The following is a 15,962-nucleotide window of genomic DNA, read 5'->3' as shown; positions in this document are numbered from 1 at the left end:
TGGCAGTCCTGGTCAGAGGGTGATGAGGGCCTTGAGGACGCGGCGGTCGGACATGGACCGGTAGGCGTCCGGAACCGTGTCGAGGGAGAAGCTCTTGTCGAAGACGCGGCCGGGGTCGATGCGGCCGTCCAGGACGTCCGGCAGCAGCTCGTCGATGTAGGCGCGGGCCGGGCTCGCACCGCCTGTGAGGGTGATGTTCCGCATGATCATGGACGGACCGACGGGCCCTTCCTCGTACTGTGGGACGCCCAGGCGGCTGATGGTGCCGCCGTCGATGACCGCGCCGAGAGCGGTCTCCAGCGTCTGGCGGGTGCCGACGGCCTCGATGACCTTCTCGACACCGTCGCCGCCGGTCAGGTCCCGTACGCGGGCGACGCCTTCCTCTCCGCGCTCGGCAACGACTTCGGAAGCGCCGAACTCACGGCCCAGGTCGGTCCGATCGGTGTGTCGCCCCATGAGGATGATCTGCTCGGCACCGAGCCGCCTGGCGGCGATGACCGCGCAGAGGCCGACCGCGCCGTCTCCGACGACCAGCACGGAGTCGCCGCGGCTGACGTCGGCCGTGACGGCGCCGTGGTGGCCGGTGCCCATCACGTCCGACAGGGTCAGCAGCGAGGGCAGCATGGCAGAGTCGGCGCCGACGGGCAGTTTGACCAGGGTGCCATCGGCCTGCGGGACGCGCACCGCCTCGCCCTGGCCGCCGTCCACGCCGTCAAGGCCGTACCGGCCCCCATGACGGCACGAGATGTGCAGGCCCCTGGCACAGAAGTCGCAGGTGTTGTCGCAGTAGGTGAACGGGGTGACGACGACGTCCCCGGGCTTGACGGAGGTGACCCGTGGACCGGTCTCCTCCACCACGCCGAGGAACTCGTGTCCCATGGGGCGGCCGGTGTCGGTGGCGGGAATCGACTTGTAGGGCCACAGGTCGCTGCCGCACACGGACGACAGGACGGTGCGCACGACGGCATCGGTGGGGTGCTGGATCTTCGGGTCGGGACGGTCCTCGATCCGGACGTCTCCGGCTCCGTACATCACTGCTGCACGCATGAAAGGTGCTCCTGCTCTCGAGGATTCCGCCGCTCGTGGCGGAGAGGGGGCGTTTCTATGAGGTTCGGCCTGGCACTGCCGGATCGGGGCAGGTCCTGGCACCGGGGCACAAGGGGGCACCCCCACTGGAAAGGCGTGAAGTGGCGACGTCATCCACCGTGCCGCCCCGCGCGCCGGACAGGCAGGTCGGGTCATGCCGGGGAATGGCGTTCAGGGGTAATGACAGGGCCCCTCAGCACGCATGCCATACAGGTCAGAGGGTGTGAGACTGAAATACATGGCATCCGAGGACAGCAGCAGTGACGGCGGTTCCGAGCTGGGCCGGTTTCTGCGCGCCCGCCGCACCCAGACCACGCCCGACCAGGTCGGCCTCACCGTCGGCGTGGGCCTGCGCCGTACCCCGGGTCTGCGCCGCGAGGAGCTGGCCACCTTGGCCGGTATCAGCATCGACTACTACGTCCGCCTCGAGCGTGGCAAGGAGACCCGCCCCAGCCCCTCCGTGCTCGACGCCCTCGCCCGCGCCCTGCAGCTGGACGACCAGCAGCACGACCATCTGCGACAGCTGGCCGCCCGTGCCGCCCGTTACGCGCCCGAGCCGCCACCCGCACCGAGCCGCACCGTCCGCCCTCACCTGAAGCTGCTGCTGGAGACGCTGCGGCCGAGCCCGGCGTACATCGTCAGCCGCAGTATGGACATGCTCGCCTGGAACCCCGGAGGGCTGGCGCTGTATGCGGGGCTGGACGACTGGCCTGCCAAGCAGCGGAACCTCGCCCGCTATTTCTTCCTGCACCCCACGGCCCGCAGACTTTTCCCCGACTGGGACAAGCAGGTCCGCGCCTGCGTCGCCCGCCTGCGCGCGCTGGCGGGAACGGCGCCCGACGCCCCGGACCTGACTGCCCTCGTCGGTGAACTGCTGCTCAAGAGCCCTGACTTCGCCAAGTTGTGGGAGCGCTACGACGTCACCGGCCGCAAGCCGGCGCACAAGACGTTCCACCACCCGCACGTCGGCACGATCACGCTCGCCGCCCAGTCCATGCAGCTGGAGGGCACCCCGGGTCAGCGTCTCGGTGTCTACGTCGCCGAACCCGGCACCGCTGACCACGACGCCATGCTCCTGTTGGACATGACCGCCCCCCAACCGGCAGCGCGCCCGGCCGCGACCGACGAGGCGAATCCGCACACACCGTCCTGACACCATGCGTCGAAGCACGGTGGGCCCTCTGCCGCCACGACCCGCGGCTCTGCCCGAACACGCGCCGTCCGCCGTCACGCCCCTGACCTCGTCCAGGCTCAGGCCGAGCTCGGTCGGCCGACGGATTCGGGCCGGCTGGGCGAACGCTTTGGTGGCATGTTGTCGGTGGCCTTTATCGCCGCCAGGTGCCGACTTCGGGAGGCTGTCTAGAACGCCGGCGGTGGCGCCGTTCCCTGGCGAGCCTCGGGACGTCAGCACGCCGGCGGGCCGTAAGTACGGTGCGGAGCTCGAAACGCCGAGCGGCGGTAGGCAGGCCACCGACCGCTGATTGGCTCTCGCTCCGGAACAGCTCGCCGGGGAGACTGCAGATCTGCTGCCGTACTTGATTGAAGGAGATGTGATGCAGGTAGCCGTGGTCACCTTTGACGGGTTCAACGAGCTCGACAGCTTCATCGCTTCCGCGCTGATCAACCGGTGCCGTAAGGACGGCCTGGAAGCCTTCATTACGACGCCGACGCCGGTGGTCACGTCGATGAACGGCGTCGAGGTGACCGGACAGCGCCCGCTGGACTTCGTGACCGAAGCCGACGTCGTGCTGATCGGCAGCGGGGTGAAGGCGCGAGACGTGGTCGCCGACGACCGGCTGATCTCCAGGCTGCTGCTCGACCCATCACGACAGCTGATCGGTGCGCAGTGCTCCGGCGCACTGGTGCTCGCCCGGCTCGGGTTGCTGGATAGCATGCCGGCTTGCACGGACAGGAAGAGCCGGCCCTTCGTCGAAGCCTGTGACGTCACCGTGCTGGACGCGCCGTTCCACGCCGAGGGGAACATCGCTACGGCGGGTGGTTGCCTGGCGTCCCAGTATCTCGCCACATGGGTGATCACTCGCATGCTCGGGGAGGACGCCGCGCACCACGTCATCGACTACGTGGCTCCGGTCGGCGAAAATCAGGAGACTGTCGAGCGCGCCATGCGTGCTGTCCACGCGGGCGAGGTGGCACTGCACTGAGACCCCCGCCATCAACCTTTCGCGGCCGCCTGCAGGAGATCAGCGGTGTTGAGGGCGGCGGTGTATCCGGCGGAGCCGCAGCCGACGATCACCACGTATGACGTCTCCCGCGGTCACCGCGCTCACGCCTCCTCCTCCTTTATGCCGTCGATCTCGGCGATCAGGGCCTCGATGCGGGTCTTGATCTCGTCGCGGATCGGACGGACGGATTCGACGCCCTTGCCCGCCGGGTCCTCCAGCGCCCAGTCGAGGTACTTCTTGCCGGGGAAGATCGGGCAGGCGTCGCCACAGCCCATCGTGATGACGTAGTCGGACGCCTGCACGGCCTCGGTGGTGAGGATCTTCGGCTTCTGGTCGGAGATGTCGATGCCGAGTTCCTTCATCGCCTCGACCGCGGACGGGTTGACCTGGTCACCCGGGATGGAACCGGCGGAGCGGAGCTCGATCCGGTCGCCCGCGAGGTGGTTCAGGAATCCGGCGGCCATCTGCGAGCGCCCGGCGTTGTGTACGCAGACGAAGAGCACGGAGGCGAGCGGGGCGGATGGCATCGTTTCATCCTTCACTGTGTGGATCGAGTGGTTCAGTCGGCGGTGCGGGACGGAGGTTCAAGCGCTCGGCAGAGAGTCGAACACATCGGTGATGTGATTGCCGATCTCGTCGCGGATGCGGAGTACGACGGCGATCGGGGCACCCTGCGGGTCGGCGACGGGCCAGTCGAGGTGGCAACGGCCGGGCCCCACCGGGCTTGCGTCACCGCAGCCGATGGCGATGGCGTTGTCGGCCGTCTGGATCACCTCGTCGTTCAGCGGCTTGCGGAAGCGAGGGGCGATGTCGGCGCCTGCCTCGTCATGGCCTGCGCGACCACCGGCCGAGCCGCGGGCCCAACGAGAGGTGGGGACCAAGTCATGACAATCCGCTCGCTGGGGTTCGGGTCCCAGGGTTCAGGCCGGGCCGGTATCAGCTCGGAGTGATGTGAGAGTATCAGTCCATGATGACGTCAGTCGACACTGATCTGATCCGGGTTCTGGCCGACCCGCTCAGACTCCGGATCGTGACCTTGCTCGCCCAGGAGACGCTCTGCACCACACATCTGGTCGAGGAGACCGGTGCCAAGCAGACCAACCTCTCCAACCATCTGAAGGTGCTGCGGGAGGCGGGCGTGGTCGAGACGGAGCCGTGCGGCCGATTCACCTACTACCGGCTCCAGCCCGACGTCATCGCCTCCCTCGCCGGCCAGTTCGCCGACCTCGCGGAGGCCGCGCGCGCCACCGCCGAGAACAACGTCAAGCGGTCCTGCCCCTGATCCCCGTCGCCCGCTGCGACAGCACCGAGGAGTCCTTGTTGACCGCCACTCACGAGTCCGCCGCGGGGTCCCCCATAGCGGCCGAGCCGCAGCCCGCTCCGGGCGCCACCCCTCCCAGTACCCCACTGGTCGCCAGGGCCGCCGCCGAACTGTTCGGCACGGCGGCCCTGGTCGCGGTCGTGGTCGGCTCCGGCATCCAGGCCACCGAGCTGACCCACGACGTCGGGCTCCAACTGCTGGCCAATTCCCTGGCCACCGTCTTCGGGCTCGGGGTTCTGATCACCCTGCTCGGCCCGGTCTCCGGCGCTCACTTCAACCCGGCCGTCACGCTGGCCGAGTGGTGGACCGCCCGGCGCGGTGGTGCCGGAGTCACCCTTCGGGAGGCGGCCGTGTACGTCCCCGCGCAGATCGTCGGCGCGATCGCGGGCACCGTTCTGGCCGACGCGATGTTCGGCGAGCCGCTGGTGAAGTGGTCCACGCACGACCGCTCGGCCGGGCACCTGCTGCTGGGCGAAGTCGTCGCCACCGCGGGACTGATCCTGCTGATCTTCGGCCTGGCCCGCACCGACCGCCTGCGCTTTGCCCCAGCGGCCGTCGCCTCGTACATCGGCGCCGCGTACTGGTTCACGTCCTCGACATCCTTCGCCAACCCGGCGGTGACGATCGGCCGCGCCTTCACCGACACCTTCGCGGGCATCGCACCGGGCTCTGTCGCAGGCTTCGTCGGCGTGCAACTCGTCGGCGCAGTGGTGGGGCTGGCGCTGGCGGCGCTCATCTTCATGCCAGGACGGGACGCCGCCGAGCAGCCCGCCGTATGACGCGGGTGACACAGGTCGTAGTGATCGGCGGCGGCCGGTTCGGGCTCGCCGCCGGATACCCATGCGCCGTCTCGGTCTGGACTTCGCCGTCCTCGATGCCGGGTCCACGCCGGACGGTGCCAGGCAGTGGACCTGGCCTCGCTGCACCTGATCTCCCCGGACGCGCTCTCGTCGCTGCCGGGACGGCTGACGCGGCGCACGCGGGCGAGGAGGATCCGGACGTGGCGCACGTGGTGTCGTACCGGCGCGACTACGAAAAATGCTACGACCTGCCCGTCCAACGGTGGGTCGCAGGCGTACTCCGGGATGGCGAACCTCATCCCTGATGATTGCGATCGGGGTCCGGCCGCACATTCGGTATCCGGCTGACCACCTGGCCCCCCAAGGGAGCTGACATCAGCGGCCACTGATCGTTCAGCCCGTCAAAGTGCCCTGGTGGAAGTACATGCGCCAGCCCGCTTCCGTCAGACGCCACACGGAGCTCCGCCGTGCTCGGCGCCCGCTGTGGTCGGTGAAGTACGTCAGATGAACGAGGCCGGGAGCGAGTACGGCCCCCGACATCTCACTGACCTTGACCGGAGCTTCAGGGCCCACCGAACCGTCGCTCGTCACCGTGAGAATCGACGTCACGTCCCAGCGCCGCCCCGATGCTCCGATCTCGAGGAACTCCGGGTCCAGGAGCTCGGAGACCAGGGACGGCGAAGCACGCACGTCAGGGTCGAGAAGCCGCATCTCCGCCTCAATGGCCGCTTGAACGGCACGCTCACTCTCGTCTGTCATGTACGGACCCTACGGACGTTCCCCATCACGTCATAGCGAATTGGTTCACGCAGCAGGCAGCGGACACGGGCGACGACGTCGTTTCCCATCAACATGTGTGGCTGGACTGAGCACCAACTGCCCCCGGAACCCAGGCACAAGTGCTGTCATTCTTGGTGGGCCCAGGCATTGTCGTTCAGGACACGTTCAACGGTGATGCCTCGTGCGGCGATCCACGCTGTGGCGCGGGTCAGGAAGCCGGCGCAGGGCGAGGTGGTCCTGTCGGCAGGTCCTCGGTGTGAGCGATGCGGGTGTGGTCGTCCAGGACGGCATGCAGGTAGGCGTATCCGACGCCGTTGAGGAGGTTCTTGTTCGGGCCGCCGACCGCCGCTGCTTGCCGGGCCGCTGCCGTGTCGGCAGGAGGCGGGGGAGTACCTGACCGACGAAAGCGGGCTGTGCAAGAGCGGCTCATGAGCTGAGTGCCCGCCAGGCATCCGGACTGGGCTCTATCAGGTTCCAGCTGCCGAGGCCTCGCCCGCATGGGCCGTCGAGGCTGATGCCGTGTCAGGCGGGCTGTGGGTTGATCCGCCTGGCGGCAGATGTGTTTACGGGTTGATCGGCCCGGTTAAGTCTCGCACCCGGCAGGCACGGCCCCCTCTCCCGCCCCGGTTGTGGCTGTCGTCAATCTTCCCTGCTCCCGGATGCCGTTGGTGTATTCGGGGACCGGCCCTCGGGCCTCACTCATGTCTGGAGTGTTCATGAGACTCGTCGCGAGAACGGGCGGCGCCGTCGCGGCACTGTCCCTCGGCCTTGCTGTGGTGCCGGCCATCCCCGCCTACGCAGCCGTTGTCCACGTCGGCTGCGATGTCGAAGAGCTCAGGGATGCGATCGACACCGCCAACGGCACGGGCGGCGGCACCATCGATCTGGCACCCGAGTGCACGTACACCCTCACCGACGCCAACACCGTCGGCAGCAACAACGGCTTTCCCACCATCACGACCGACATCACCCTCAAGGGTGGCAAGCACACGGTCATCGAGCGTTCCACCGCACCCGGCACCCCACAGTTCCGCTTCTTCGAGGTCACCGGCCCGAACAGCGAGCTCACCCTCAACCGCCTCACCCTCCGCAACGGCAGTATCAACTCCTTCGGCGGCGCCGTCCTCGTCGGGAGCGGGGCCGACCTCGCCGTCAACAGCTCCAAGCTGACCGACAACCACGGCACCTTCGGCGGCGCCGTCATCCTCCTGAGCGGGGCCGACCTCGCCGTCAACAGCTCCGAGCTGACCGACAACCACGGCACCCAACAGGGCGGCGCCATCAACGGACAGTCAGGGAGCACCGTCACCGTCACGTCGAGCGAGCTGGAGAAGAACACCGCCAGTAGCGCTGGCGGCGGAATCTCATCGCTCGGCACTGTCACCCTCACGCGCACCGAGGTAGGCAAGAACACGGCCGGCTTTGGCGGCGGAGTCGCCGTCTCAGGCCCCGTCACCTTCAGCCACAGCAAGGTGAACGGAAACACTGCCACTGACAGCACCGGCGGTGGCGGCGTATACCTCATCGGCACAACTGGCACCTTTGAATCCACGTATGTGAGCAGGAACAAGGCGACGGGCGCGGGAGCAGACGGTGGCGGCATCCTTGATTTCGGGAGCTCGATCATCAATCTTCGTTCCAGCTGGGTCATCGGAAACAGCGCGACCGACCAGGGCGGCGGCATCCTCAGCAGGCAGGAGCTGGACGTCCGGAAAAGCACGGTCCAGGACAACAGTGCAGGCAGCCAGGGCGGTGGCGTCTGGAGCGGCGGCACCACCAGCCTCGATGGGACCGAGCTCGAGGGCAACCGGACGACCGCTGCGGGTTCTTTGGGTGGCGGCCTGTTCACCAACTCGGGAGCCGCGACGCTGAACCGTTCGAAGGTCATCAGAAACCGCGCCGACGGCGCGAGCGGTAATGGCGGCGGGATCTACGAGCAGCCCGGCAGCACCGTCATGATCGACCGGACGAAGGTTGCGAACAACCATCCCAACCAATGCGCGCCCACGGGCGCTGTCCCCGGCTGCGTGAACTGACACCGAACCCGAAGGGGACTTCGGCCCCAGCCACACATACGGGTCGAGGCCACCTGTCTGCCTCGCGGACCCCCGCTCCACGACGGATTTCGCCCACCTGTGGCACTTCACCGGGCACATCGCAGCGCCGCCTGGACCCGAGGCACCCGTCGTGGGCGCTGAACCCGTACTTGATCCGGAGATGTGTACCGAGGGCCCGCAGGCGGAGGACCGTCTGCGGGCCCTCAGCGGTCTGTAGCCCTGAGTGTTGCCCCTGCAGCAAGGTCAGTTGAACCGTCCTATGCGATCGCGAGGACGGTCAAGGTGCGGGTGGCGTAGCCGGGCAGGATGCCTGCGGCGATGGGCCTATGAGCCTTCCGTGAGCAACTCCGCCAGGTGGTCCACGAATTCGGTGAGCCAGTCCAGTCGCGATCCGCTGCGGGCCATACGGAACCCGTGTCGGCGGCCCCAGAACGCGGCCTGGACGGCATGGAACTGGGCCCAGCGTCGGGCGCGTTCGCGATCGAGTTCCGCAGCCTCGGCAAAGACGTACAGCGTGCGGTGGACGGCCTTGCGCAGGTCGTCGGCGTTGAGGAGGGTCAGGGCACGCGACTTGAGCAGCGTGCCGCTGTCGTAAGCAGGGTCTCCTGCGTACCCCTTGGGGTCGACGGCCAACCATGGCTCACGGTCGGCGCGCAGGATGTTCCGGGCGTGGAGGTCGCCGTGGATGAGGGTGTCCGGCTGCACGCGGCCCAGCTCGCGGACGGCCGCTACGGCGGCGTCCACCACGTAACGCGACAGTGTGTGCGCCAGCTCCCCGGCATCCCTGCGCAGCTGCGCCTCCCAGGCGCCGGCCTGCTCCCGCAGCCGGGGCAGGCCGGGCGGCGCGGGTATGGCCAGTCGACGACTGATCCGCCCGGCGACCGTCACCACCTCATCGCCGCCGTGAACCTCTGCAAGGGTCGACGTCCGGATCCGTTCCAGCAGCATCGCGAACCGCTCGTCGTCGCGCTCGTACAGCAGGACAGCTCCACGCCCGCCCCACGCCGAAAATGCGTCCGGTTCATGCACGTTGCCGGGGTGCGGAAACGACACCTTCAGCACAGCGGTCCCCTCAGCCCGCCGTCGCACCGGGATGATGACCCCGACACCCCCGTGCATCACCTCGCCGTCCGGCACGCATCCCCAGCACTCCAGCAACTCCCCGACGATCCCGGGCAGTTCGGTGAGCCACGCCGCTCCGCGCTCCCCTTCACGCTCGACGGTGCTCCGCACGAACGCCTCTGGTATCCCGATCATCCAGGCACCCTACGCGCCGGCCCCGAGGGCTGATCGATGACCGAACCTGGCGATCGGCAGGTTGTCCCGCCGAATATCGAGTTGCCCGTTCACGGGGGGTGGGGCCGGGACGGAAGACCCATCCGTCACGATCGTCAGCCGCGGGGGCTGCTGATCCGTTCGGGTTCGATCACATAGATCACCCGGACCTGGTCGCGGCCGCCGAACCACGGGTAGGGCCCGCCGAGATACTTCTGCGCGAGCGCCTCGATGTGGTCGACCGCCCCCTCGGTGGTCACACGCACCACACGGCCGCGGATCTGGACGTAGGAAGCCGGTTCCGAGGGGTCGGCGATCGCGACGGCCACCCTCGGGTCGCGCGCGATGTTTCGGGTCTTTTGATGCGACTCGACGCTGTTGATCAGGACGTGCTCGCCGTCGGTGTCGACCCAAGTCTGGGTGAGCTGGGGCGAGCCGTCGGGCATCGTTGTAGCGATGTAGCAGGTGCTGGGGCGGCGCAGCAGCGCCACCACGTCCTCGCCGAGGGGTACGGGCACGGGAGTTCTCCAGGGGTCGGTTCGCTGGGGTGCTGGGGTAACGGTAGCCGCGGCTGGGAACCCGGCCTCCGCCGCCCTGAACTTTCGATCACCGGCTGTACGGATCCAGAGCGGTCGCCTGGGCCGGCAGCTTCCTGCCTGGCTCCGGCCAGGCCGAATCGAGTGCCTTCCGCACCGTCGGCCACATCACTTTGCGCTTGCGCTCAAGCTCCCGCATCGACATGCCGCCGCGATGGTCACGCCGGATCGCCCGAACAGCTCGCCCCGTTACGGACGGACGTGGACGCGGTGTTCCACGGCACCACCTGCCGGCGCGCGTCTACCGGCGCGGCGTCGACGAACTGACCGAGCACGTACAAGCGGAGTGAGGAATACACCGGTCAGTCACTGTTCCGTGCCAAGCCGAGGATGCTGCACGGCCCCCGTCGCCGGCACCGTGGCGATCGCGTACGCCGGCTCGGCCTGACCCAGCGGGACTGCTGTGCCGCCGTACGCCTCGTGTGGCGCCGCACGGCGCTCCGGGCAGGTTCTCCCCCGCCCGACACGGCCGGTTCGCGTCCTACCGCAGCAGACAGCACGTCCGGACCCTGAAGGGCATGGGGGACACCGAGAACACCGCGGAACGCCCGGACCGACCCGACGACGCGCTGCAGGCCGCCTTGGAGGGCGCGACCGCCCCACCACCTCCCGCACCGCCGGACTGCCCGCACTGTGCACTGCCCCAAGACCGCTACCCCACCCTGCATGAGGGGCACTGGGTCCTCCTCGAACCCCGAATCGTCGTCCCCGCCCACACCGCGCCCCCGCGCCGGCGCTGGATCATCACCCCCGACGGGAACGCGATGAACCTGTGGGACGCCGAGCCCGTTCCGGGCGCCCAGTGCCGCATCGCGCACCGCATGGCCTGCCCCTACCTCGGACCAGAGGACCCCTGGCCCTGGACCACCATGCTGCGGCAGGAGAACGAACGGCGGGCGCAGCGCCTGTTCAACCTGCCCGACGACCGGTACCTCCCCGACACGGGCTGACGTCCGCGTGATCATCCCGATACCGCGTCCTGCGGCGGGTTCCACGATCCAGTGGCTGGTCCCGCGTCGGTCCGGGCTGCGGCAAGCTCGTCGGTCACTGCTTGGGGCAGGGGATGGTTCGCCGTTTGCACGTCTGCGTCGGCGCCCTGGGCCGACTCCGTGCATCGGGGTCCGGAAGGCCACTGGACTGCTACGTGAGCCTGAGAGCGATCACGGCCCGGTCGTCGTCCGCTCCGACCGACCACTTTTCCGTGTCGGCCTTGATGAAGGACACGAGAGCCTCGGGATCCAGAGCCCTGCGACCGTCGCCGAAGTGATCTGTCAGCCGGTCGATCACCGGATAGAACTCGCCACCCGCGTTCCGGGCCTCGCTCACCCCGTCCGTGTACAGCAGGATCACTTCCCCGGTCCGCAACGGATGGGTGGTGACCTCGGCGCTCACGGGGCCCAGTTCGCCCAGGCCCAGAGGCAGGCCGGGGGCGGTACGAAGGCGTTGCGTGCCGTGCGGCGTGAGCACGAGCGGTGACGGATGCCCGCGGTCGACGATCCTCACCGATCCTTCGTCAGGTGGGAACTCCAGAAGGAGGGCCGTGACGAACAGCTCCTCGTCGCCGGCCGGGCATCCGGAATTGCGGGCGATGCTGAGCTCCAGGCGCTCCGCGAGACGGCCCAGGTCTCTCCACTCGTAGGCGGATACCCGGAAGCTCCCCAGGACACAGGCGACCGTCTGGACCGCATCCAGCCCCTTCCCGCGTACGTCTCCGAGGATGACCCGGACGCCGAACGGGGTCTCGCACAGTTCGTAGAAGTCACCACCGACCAGCGTGCCGCCCTCGCCGGCCTGGTAGAAACCCGCTGCCTGCACCGGACCGAGCCGTTCCGGGAACGGGCGCAGCAGTGTCATCTGCATCGCCTCGGCAACGGAGCGGGCGTGGACCAGGCTGGCCTCGGCCCGGATCCGCTGGCGGGACAGTGCGACGCTGGCGATACCGATCAGCACTGTGGCGATGTAGAGGGCCAGGTGGTGCTGTTCCCCGAAGTGCCCGGGGCGCAGGGATGCCAGCCACATCTCCATCCCCAGGCATACGAGGGCAATCCCGGCGGTGTGCCGCGGGCTCCGGGTGGCTGCAGCCAGCGGTGGGGCTCCGACCAGCAGAAAGCTCAGAGGTTCGCGGTTCTGGACAAGCATCAGGTCCACCACCACGTCCACGGCCATCAGCCACAGGGGAAGCCACCAGACCCACGTCCTGTCGCTGCCAGGCCGAGGCCGCCACCGCGGCAGCCCCTTGCTCCTTCCCGCACCTCCCTCACCAGCATGTGACATAAGGGAACCTTATGCACATCAGATCTGTTTCTTCGCATTGCGGGTGACGAAGTGTCAGAGCGTACGAGCGGATCTGTGCGGGTCCTGCGCTGAATCCGGAGGGACAGCCCGGCCGCCCCGAGAGGGATGGTCCTCGCCGGACTCGCGGTGCACCTGTTCACGAGCCACCGGACGCGTGCACGAGCAGGCTGCGTAGGATCCCCGGATGGCAATCACCAGTCACCTCCTGCAAGGGCCGCGGGTGGTCATACGCCACGTCCGCCGTCAGGACTACGACGAGCTCACAGCGCTGGCCCAGGAGAGCGCTGAGATGCATCGCCGCTGGCTCGGCGCCCGCGAGAACACGGTAGAAGCGTTCGCGAGCTACCTTGAGCGGTTCGGGCAGCCCACCCATGAGGGCTTGGTGATTTGTCTGCGCGGCAGCGGCGCGATCGTGGGCGGCGTCAACATCAACAACATCGCCAGGGGCACCCTCCAGAGCGGAACCCTGGGCTATACCTCCTACGCCTCCACGACCGGCCGTGGCTATATGACCGAGGGGCTGAGGCTCGTGGTCCAGTTCGCCTTCGGCCCCCTGGAACTGCACCGACTGGAGGCGAACATCCAGCCTGACAACACCTCGTCGCTGAACCTCGTCAAACGCCTGGGCTTCCAGCGCGAGGGTTACTCGACTGCCTTCCAGTACGTCAATGGTGAATGGAGGGACCACGAGCGATGGGCCATCACTGCTGAGATGGCGCGAACAGCAGGACAGCTCACGAACTTCCCCTACAGCCCCGCAGGCGAGAAGGAGGGCGGCCCGCCTGCGGGCCGACCCTGACGCTCAGCCGGGCCAACTCAGCCGGCCATCCACGACCAGCGCGAACACACGAACTGCCCAGACCCGACGACGAATGCGCGAGACCAAGAGGCGCGCTCCGGAGGAGGCCGTATCCGCTCTGCGCGGCCAGGGCCGCCGGGGTCTGACGTGTCAGGCGGACCCCAGCAGCCCGCGCAGTCCGGTGGTGTCGATGACGTGGGCCCGGGACGGGAACACGTTGTCGACCAGTACCTGGTGGGTCTTGAGATCCGGGTCGGCGACGCCGTCGGACAGAACGTAGACCCGGTAGTCGCGGTCGGCGGCGTCCATGAGGGTGGACAGAACGACGCCGCTGGTGCTGATCCCGGCGAGTACGAGGGTGTCGATGCCGCGGTCGGACAGCTGTTGGTGGAGGTCGGTGGTGGAAGCCGAGCCGTAGCGGATCTTACGGACGACGATGTCGCCGTGCTCAGGCGCGATCCGCTCGTCGATCTGGGTGGCAGCGTCCTCGTGGTGGAGCATCTTGCCCGCGGCGACCGCGGTGAAGGCTTTGTTGGTCTCCGGAACCGCTGCCCAGTCGGTCTCGGTGAAGGCGACGCGGACGTAACCGATGGTGCCGCCGGCGGCGCGGACGTCGGCGATGGCGCCCTTGACCCGTGCGACGAGGGCGTCGGCTTCGGGGGCGAGGGGGACGATCCCGTTCTGGAAGTCCATCGCCAGCAGGGCGGTCCGCTCAGGGGTGATCGTGGGCTGGGTGGGGGTGCTCACGCCGGATTCTCCTTGGTGGGGGTCTGGGGGTGCTCGGAGGCGTCGGAAGTGTCGGCCTGCCGGTTCGTGTCGCGGTTCATCAGGCGGCGGTCGAGGACGGTCAGCAGCAGGACCGCGAGGCCCGCCGCGACCAGCACGATGCCGAGAGTGTGCAGCCCGTGGTCGCTGACCCCGTCGTGGAAGACGATGCTGCCGATCACGGCGGAGGTGATGGTTCCGAGGTATCCGAAGGTCCGGAACAGTCCGGAGGCGGTGCCGATCTGGTCGGGCGGTGCCGCGAGGTAGAGGGCGGTCTGGTTGCCGACCGTGGTGGAGGCGGATGTGACACCGAAGATCAGGGAGACCAGCACGATCGCGATCGCCGGGCTGTGCGAGGTGAGCAGCACGATGCCGACCGAGCCGAGCAGCATGGTGACCGCCGAGGCGATCAGCGGTCCGCGCACCAGGTTGCGACTGGCGAGCGGGCGCGAGAGCAGCGCGGAGACGGCGCCCATCGGCAGGAGCAGGAGTCCCGCCCCCACAGTGGAAAACCCGTGTGCGGCTTCCATCCACTGGGTCATGCCGTACATCACGGAGTAGATGCCGAGAAGGGTGAGGGCCTGGCGCAGGTAGGTGCGGGCGAGGGCGCCATTGGCGGCGAGGCCGCGGAAGTCGAAGAACGGCGCGGTCTTCCGTAGCTCCCACACGACCGTGGGAACGGCCGCCAGGACGAATACGGCGAGAGCGATCCACTCGACGTGGGGGAGGCTCATCAGGAAGATGACCAGCGCGGTCATCGACCCGGCGAAGCCGAGGATGCCGGGCAGGTCGATCCGGTCGGCGACCGTACGGAAACCGCTGTGTCCGCGATCGGGCACGGGATCCTTGGGCAGCCAGCGCAGAGCCATCGCCATGGCGATCGCGGTGACCGGGATGTTGATCAGGAAGGCCCAGCGCCAGCCCGCGGCGCCCACGAGGAGTCCGCCGATCGGAGGGCCGACGGCGGCTGTGGCCATGCCCGCGATCGCGATGCCGCCGAGCACCCCGCCGGGCGGCGTGCCCAGGCCGGACTCCTCGGCGCGGCGCCGGATCAGCACCATCGCGCAGGGGAAGGCGGCCGAGGTGCCGACGCCGATCAGTACGCGGGCGACGGTCAACATCGCCAGATTCTGGCCGAGGCCGCCGACGAGACCGCCGAGCAGCACCAGCACGACGCCGGACAGAAGAATCCGGCGCGGGCCGAGCACCTCCGCGAGCTTGCCCGCTGTGGGCTGCGCGACAGCGCTGGCCAGGTAGAGCGAGGAGACCAGTACGGCGGTGGCCCCTACCGAGACGTGCAGCTCGGCGGCGATGGGCACCAGGGCGGTCGCGATGATGGAGCTGTTGATCGGGTTGAGGCTCGAGCCCACGTAGAGCGGGGTGGTGAACGTCCACGCGAAGGGCTTGCGTGCGAGCCCGTTCGTCGCAGAGTCGGCGTGTGCGGTGCCGGTACTCACAGAGCGCCGTCGCTCAGGTCGGCCGCGGCCAGACGCTCCAGCAGTTCGATGGCCTTCTCCACGTCCTGCTGCTCGTCCGGGGCGACGACGTGGTCGATGGCCTGCGCCAGGAAGGAGGCGCGTCCCGCGAGCAGATTGTCGACGAGTTCGGTCGCGGACGGGTCGGCGCTCATCAGCTTCTTGCGGCCGTCCTGCGGATCGGGCTCGCTGTGGACCAGCCCGGCGGCCTTGAGTACCGCCAGGCTCTGCGCGATGGATTGCGCGCTGACGTGCTCCAGAGCGGCGAGCCGGGCAGCGGTGACGGGGCCCTCCCGTACCACGCTTGCCAGTACGCCGAGCTGCGTGGCGGTGAGGCCGGTCGCATGCTGCCCCGATTCCGCGCGCAGGCGTGCGCGCAGCCGTTTTATCGCGTCGTTGAGGCGCTGCGCGGTCGCAGTGGTCTGCTGCGGCCTGGGGATCGTGTTCATGATCCGAGCATAAGGCTCCACAAGCTACTTTGCCAAGTTGCTTGTCGAATTTGCAAGCATCAGAACGTTGCCAGGAAAGGG

The 15,962-nt window shown here is 68.5% G+C and carries 17 protein-coding genes and 2 pseudogenes; 8 read left to right on the top strand and 11 right to left on the bottom strand.

Going from position 1 to position 15,962, the window contains the following annotated elements:
* Window positions 1-12 precede the first annotated feature (12 nt).
* Window positions 13-1,047, bottom strand: coding sequence for a zinc-binding dehydrogenase (locus ACIA8E_RS34500; RefSeq protein WP_399304181.1), 1,035 nt, complete (start codon window positions 1,045-1,047; stop codon window positions 13-15).
* A 277-nt stretch (window positions 1,048-1,324) separates the two neighbouring features.
* Between ACIA8E_RS34500 and ACIA8E_RS34495 the strand changes: the two genes are divergently transcribed.
* Together ACIA8E_RS34495 and ACIA8E_RS34490 are read left to right on the top strand one after the other, a co-directional pair.
* A complete protein-coding gene (locus ACIA8E_RS34495; protein WP_399304179.1) occupies window positions 1,325-2,239 on the top strand; it encodes a helix-turn-helix transcriptional regulator in 915 nt (304 codons plus the stop codon).
* A 400-nt stretch (window positions 2,240-2,639) separates the two neighbouring features.
* Window positions 2,640-3,248, top strand: a complete 609-nt coding sequence (locus ACIA8E_RS34490; protein ID WP_399304177.1) for a DJ-1/PfpI family protein — start codon at window positions 2,640-2,642, stop codon at window positions 3,246-3,248.
* A gap of 122 nt (window positions 3,249-3,370) precedes the next feature.
* Here ACIA8E_RS34490 and ACIA8E_RS34485 read toward each other — a convergent pair whose 3' ends face one another.
* Window positions 3,371-3,796: an arsenate reductase ArsC gene (locus ACIA8E_RS34485; RefSeq protein ID WP_399304175.1), complete on the bottom strand. Its 426-nt coding sequence runs from the start codon at window positions 3,794-3,796 to the stop codon at window positions 3,371-3,373.
* A 57-nt stretch (window positions 3,797-3,853) separates the two neighbouring features.
* Complete coding sequence (locus ACIA8E_RS34480; RefSeq protein ID WP_399304173.1) at window positions 3,854-4,150, bottom strand: hypothetical protein; 297 nt, start codon at window positions 4,148-4,150, stop codon at window positions 3,854-3,856.
* A gap of 86 nt (window positions 4,151-4,236) precedes the next feature.
* On the opposite strand from ACIA8E_RS34480, the gene ACIA8E_RS34475 reads away from it, so the two are divergent.
* The 3 genes and pseudogenes from ACIA8E_RS34475 to ACIA8E_RS34465 form a co-directional block, all read left to right on the top strand.
* A complete protein-coding gene (locus ACIA8E_RS34475) occupies window positions 4,237-4,551 on the top strand; it encodes an ArsR/SmtB family transcription factor (RefSeq protein ID WP_399304171.1) in 315 nt (104 codons plus the stop codon).
* Between the two features lie 38 nt (window positions 4,552-4,589).
* The gene (locus ACIA8E_RS34470; RefSeq protein ID WP_399304169.1) at window positions 4,590-5,369 is read left to right on the top strand and encodes an aquaporin; all 780 of its coding nucleotides are present in this window, start codon (window positions 4,590-4,592) and stop codon (window positions 5,367-5,369) included.
* Window positions 5,366-5,680, top strand: a pseudogene (locus ACIA8E_RS34465) (pyridine nucleotide-disulfide oxidoreductase); the annotation flags it as partial. The gene ACIA8E_RS34470 and the pseudogene ACIA8E_RS34465, both read left to right, overlap by 4 nt.
* 103 nt (window positions 5,681-5,783) lie before the next feature.
* On the opposite strand, the gene ACIA8E_RS34460 reads toward ACIA8E_RS34465, so the two are convergent.
* Both ACIA8E_RS34460 and ACIA8E_RS34455 read right to left on the bottom strand, forming a co-directional pair.
* Entirely contained in the window at window positions 5,784-6,149 is a 366-nt protein-coding gene (locus tag ACIA8E_RS34460) for a DUF4440 domain-containing protein (RefSeq protein ID WP_399304167.1), read from the bottom strand.
* Window positions 6,150-6,298: 149 nt separating this feature from the next.
* A pseudogene (locus tag ACIA8E_RS34455) lies at window positions 6,299-6,486 on the bottom strand (IS481 family transposase); the annotation flags it as partial.
* A gap of 400 nt (window positions 6,487-6,886) precedes the next feature.
* On the opposite strand from ACIA8E_RS34455, the gene ACIA8E_RS34450 reads away from it, so the two are divergent.
* Complete coding sequence (locus ACIA8E_RS34450) at window positions 6,887-8,206, top strand: hypothetical protein (RefSeq protein WP_399304165.1); 1,320 nt, start codon at window positions 6,887-6,889, stop codon at window positions 8,204-8,206.
* A gap of 345 nt (window positions 8,207-8,551) precedes the next feature.
* Here the strand turns inward: ACIA8E_RS34450 and ACIA8E_RS34445 are convergent, their stop codons facing one another.
* Both ACIA8E_RS34445 and ACIA8E_RS34440 read right to left on the bottom strand, forming a co-directional pair.
* Window positions 8,552-9,484, bottom strand: a complete 933-nt coding sequence (locus ACIA8E_RS34445; RefSeq protein WP_399304163.1) for an aminoglycoside phosphotransferase family protein — start codon at window positions 9,482-9,484, stop codon at window positions 8,552-8,554.
* A 134-nt stretch (window positions 9,485-9,618) separates the two neighbouring features.
* Window positions 9,619-10,020, bottom strand: coding sequence for a PPOX class F420-dependent oxidoreductase (locus ACIA8E_RS34440; protein WP_399304161.1), 402 nt, complete (start codon window positions 10,018-10,020; stop codon window positions 9,619-9,621).
* 596 nt (window positions 10,021-10,616) lie between these two features.
* Here ACIA8E_RS34440 and ACIA8E_RS34435 point away from each other — a divergent pair.
* Window positions 10,617-11,048 carry a DUF6083 domain-containing protein gene (locus tag ACIA8E_RS34435; protein WP_399304159.1) on the top strand — a complete coding sequence of 144 codons (432 nt, stop codon included), beginning with the start codon at window positions 10,617-10,619 and terminating at the stop codon, window positions 11,046-11,048.
* A 190-nt stretch (window positions 11,049-11,238) separates the two neighbouring features.
* Here ACIA8E_RS34435 and ACIA8E_RS34430 read toward each other — a convergent pair whose 3' ends face one another.
* Window positions 11,239-12,264, bottom strand: coding sequence for a PP2C family protein-serine/threonine phosphatase (locus ACIA8E_RS34430; RefSeq protein WP_399304158.1), 1,026 nt, complete (start codon window positions 12,262-12,264; stop codon window positions 11,239-11,241).
* A 313-nt stretch (window positions 12,265-12,577) separates the two neighbouring features.
* Between ACIA8E_RS34430 and ACIA8E_RS34425 the strand changes: the two genes are divergently transcribed.
* Window positions 12,578-13,192, top strand: a complete 615-nt coding sequence (locus ACIA8E_RS34425) for a GNAT family N-acetyltransferase (RefSeq protein ID WP_399304156.1) — start codon at window positions 12,578-12,580, stop codon at window positions 13,190-13,192.
* 150 nt (window positions 13,193-13,342) lie between these two features.
* Here ACIA8E_RS34425 and ACIA8E_RS34420 read toward each other — a convergent pair whose 3' ends face one another.
* The 3 genes from ACIA8E_RS34420 to ACIA8E_RS34410 are packed head-to-tail and all read right to left on the bottom strand — an operon-like array spanning window position 13,343 to window position 15,881.
* Window positions 13,343-13,939, bottom strand: coding sequence for a cysteine hydrolase family protein (locus ACIA8E_RS34420; protein ID WP_399304154.1), 597 nt, complete (start codon window positions 13,937-13,939; stop codon window positions 13,343-13,345).
* Window positions 13,936-15,414, bottom strand: a complete 1,479-nt coding sequence (locus tag ACIA8E_RS34415; RefSeq protein WP_399304152.1) for an MFS transporter — start codon at window positions 15,412-15,414, stop codon at window positions 13,936-13,938. The genes ACIA8E_RS34420 and ACIA8E_RS34415 overlap by 4 nt, the downstream gene beginning before the upstream one ends.
* Window positions 15,411-15,881 (bottom strand): MarR family winged helix-turn-helix transcriptional regulator, encoded by a 471-nt coding sequence (locus tag ACIA8E_RS34410; protein WP_399304150.1) that lies wholly within the window; start codon window positions 15,879-15,881, stop codon window positions 15,411-15,413. Before ACIA8E_RS34410 ends, ACIA8E_RS34415 begins: the two co-directional genes overlap by 4 nt.
* Window positions 15,882-15,962: the final 81 nt, after the last annotated feature.

This window comes from Streptomyces sp. NPDC051664 (assembly GCF_044453545.1).
Classification (GTDB): Bacteria; Actinomycetota; Actinomycetes; order Streptomycetales; family Streptomycetaceae; genus Streptomyces.
This window is presented reverse-complemented; position numbering and strand designations above follow the sequence as displayed.

Bases quoted from the DNA above. Each gene is read 5' to 3' on its own strand.
- ACIA8E_RS34410 (WP_399304150.1), bottom strand. From the start codon at position 15,881: ATGAACACGATCCCCAGGCCGCAGCAGACCACTGCGACCGCGCAGCGC.
- ACIA8E_RS34500 (WP_399304181.1), bottom strand. From the start codon at position 1,047: ATGCGTGCAGCAGTGATGTACGGAGCCGGAGACGTCCGGATCGAGGAC.
- ACIA8E_RS34445 (WP_399304163.1), bottom strand. From the start codon at position 9,484: ATGATCGGGATACCAGAGGCGTTCGTGCGGAGCACCGTCGAGCGTGAA.
- ACIA8E_RS34485 (WP_399304175.1), bottom strand. From the start codon at position 3,796: ATGCCATCCGCCCCGCTCGCCTCCGTGCTCTTCGTCTGCGTACACAAC.
- ACIA8E_RS34450 (WP_399304165.1), top strand. From the start codon at position 6,887: ATGAGACTCGTCGCGAGAACGGGCGGCGCCGTCGCGGCACTGTCCCTC.
- ACIA8E_RS34495 (WP_399304179.1), top strand. From the start codon at position 1,325: ATGGCATCCGAGGACAGCAGCAGTGACGGCGGTTCCGAGCTGGGCCGG.
- ACIA8E_RS34490 (WP_399304177.1), top strand. From the start codon at position 2,640: ATGCAGGTAGCCGTGGTCACCTTTGACGGGTTCAACGAGCTCGACAGC.
- ACIA8E_RS34435 (WP_399304159.1), top strand. From the start codon at position 10,617: ATGGGGGACACCGAGAACACCGCGGAACGCCCGGACCGACCCGACGAC.
- ACIA8E_RS34430 (WP_399304158.1), bottom strand. From the start codon at position 12,264: ATGGCCGTGGACGTGGTGGTGGACCTGATGCTTGTCCAGAACCGCGAA.
- ACIA8E_RS34460 (WP_399304167.1), bottom strand. From the start codon at position 6,149: ATGACAGACGAGAGTGAGCGTGCCGTTCAAGCGGCCATTGAGGCGGAG.
- ACIA8E_RS34425 (WP_399304156.1), top strand. From the start codon at position 12,578: ATGGCAATCACCAGTCACCTCCTGCAAGGGCCGCGGGTGGTCATACGC.
- ACIA8E_RS34475 (WP_399304171.1), top strand. From the start codon at position 4,237: ATGATGACGTCAGTCGACACTGATCTGATCCGGGTTCTGGCCGACCCG.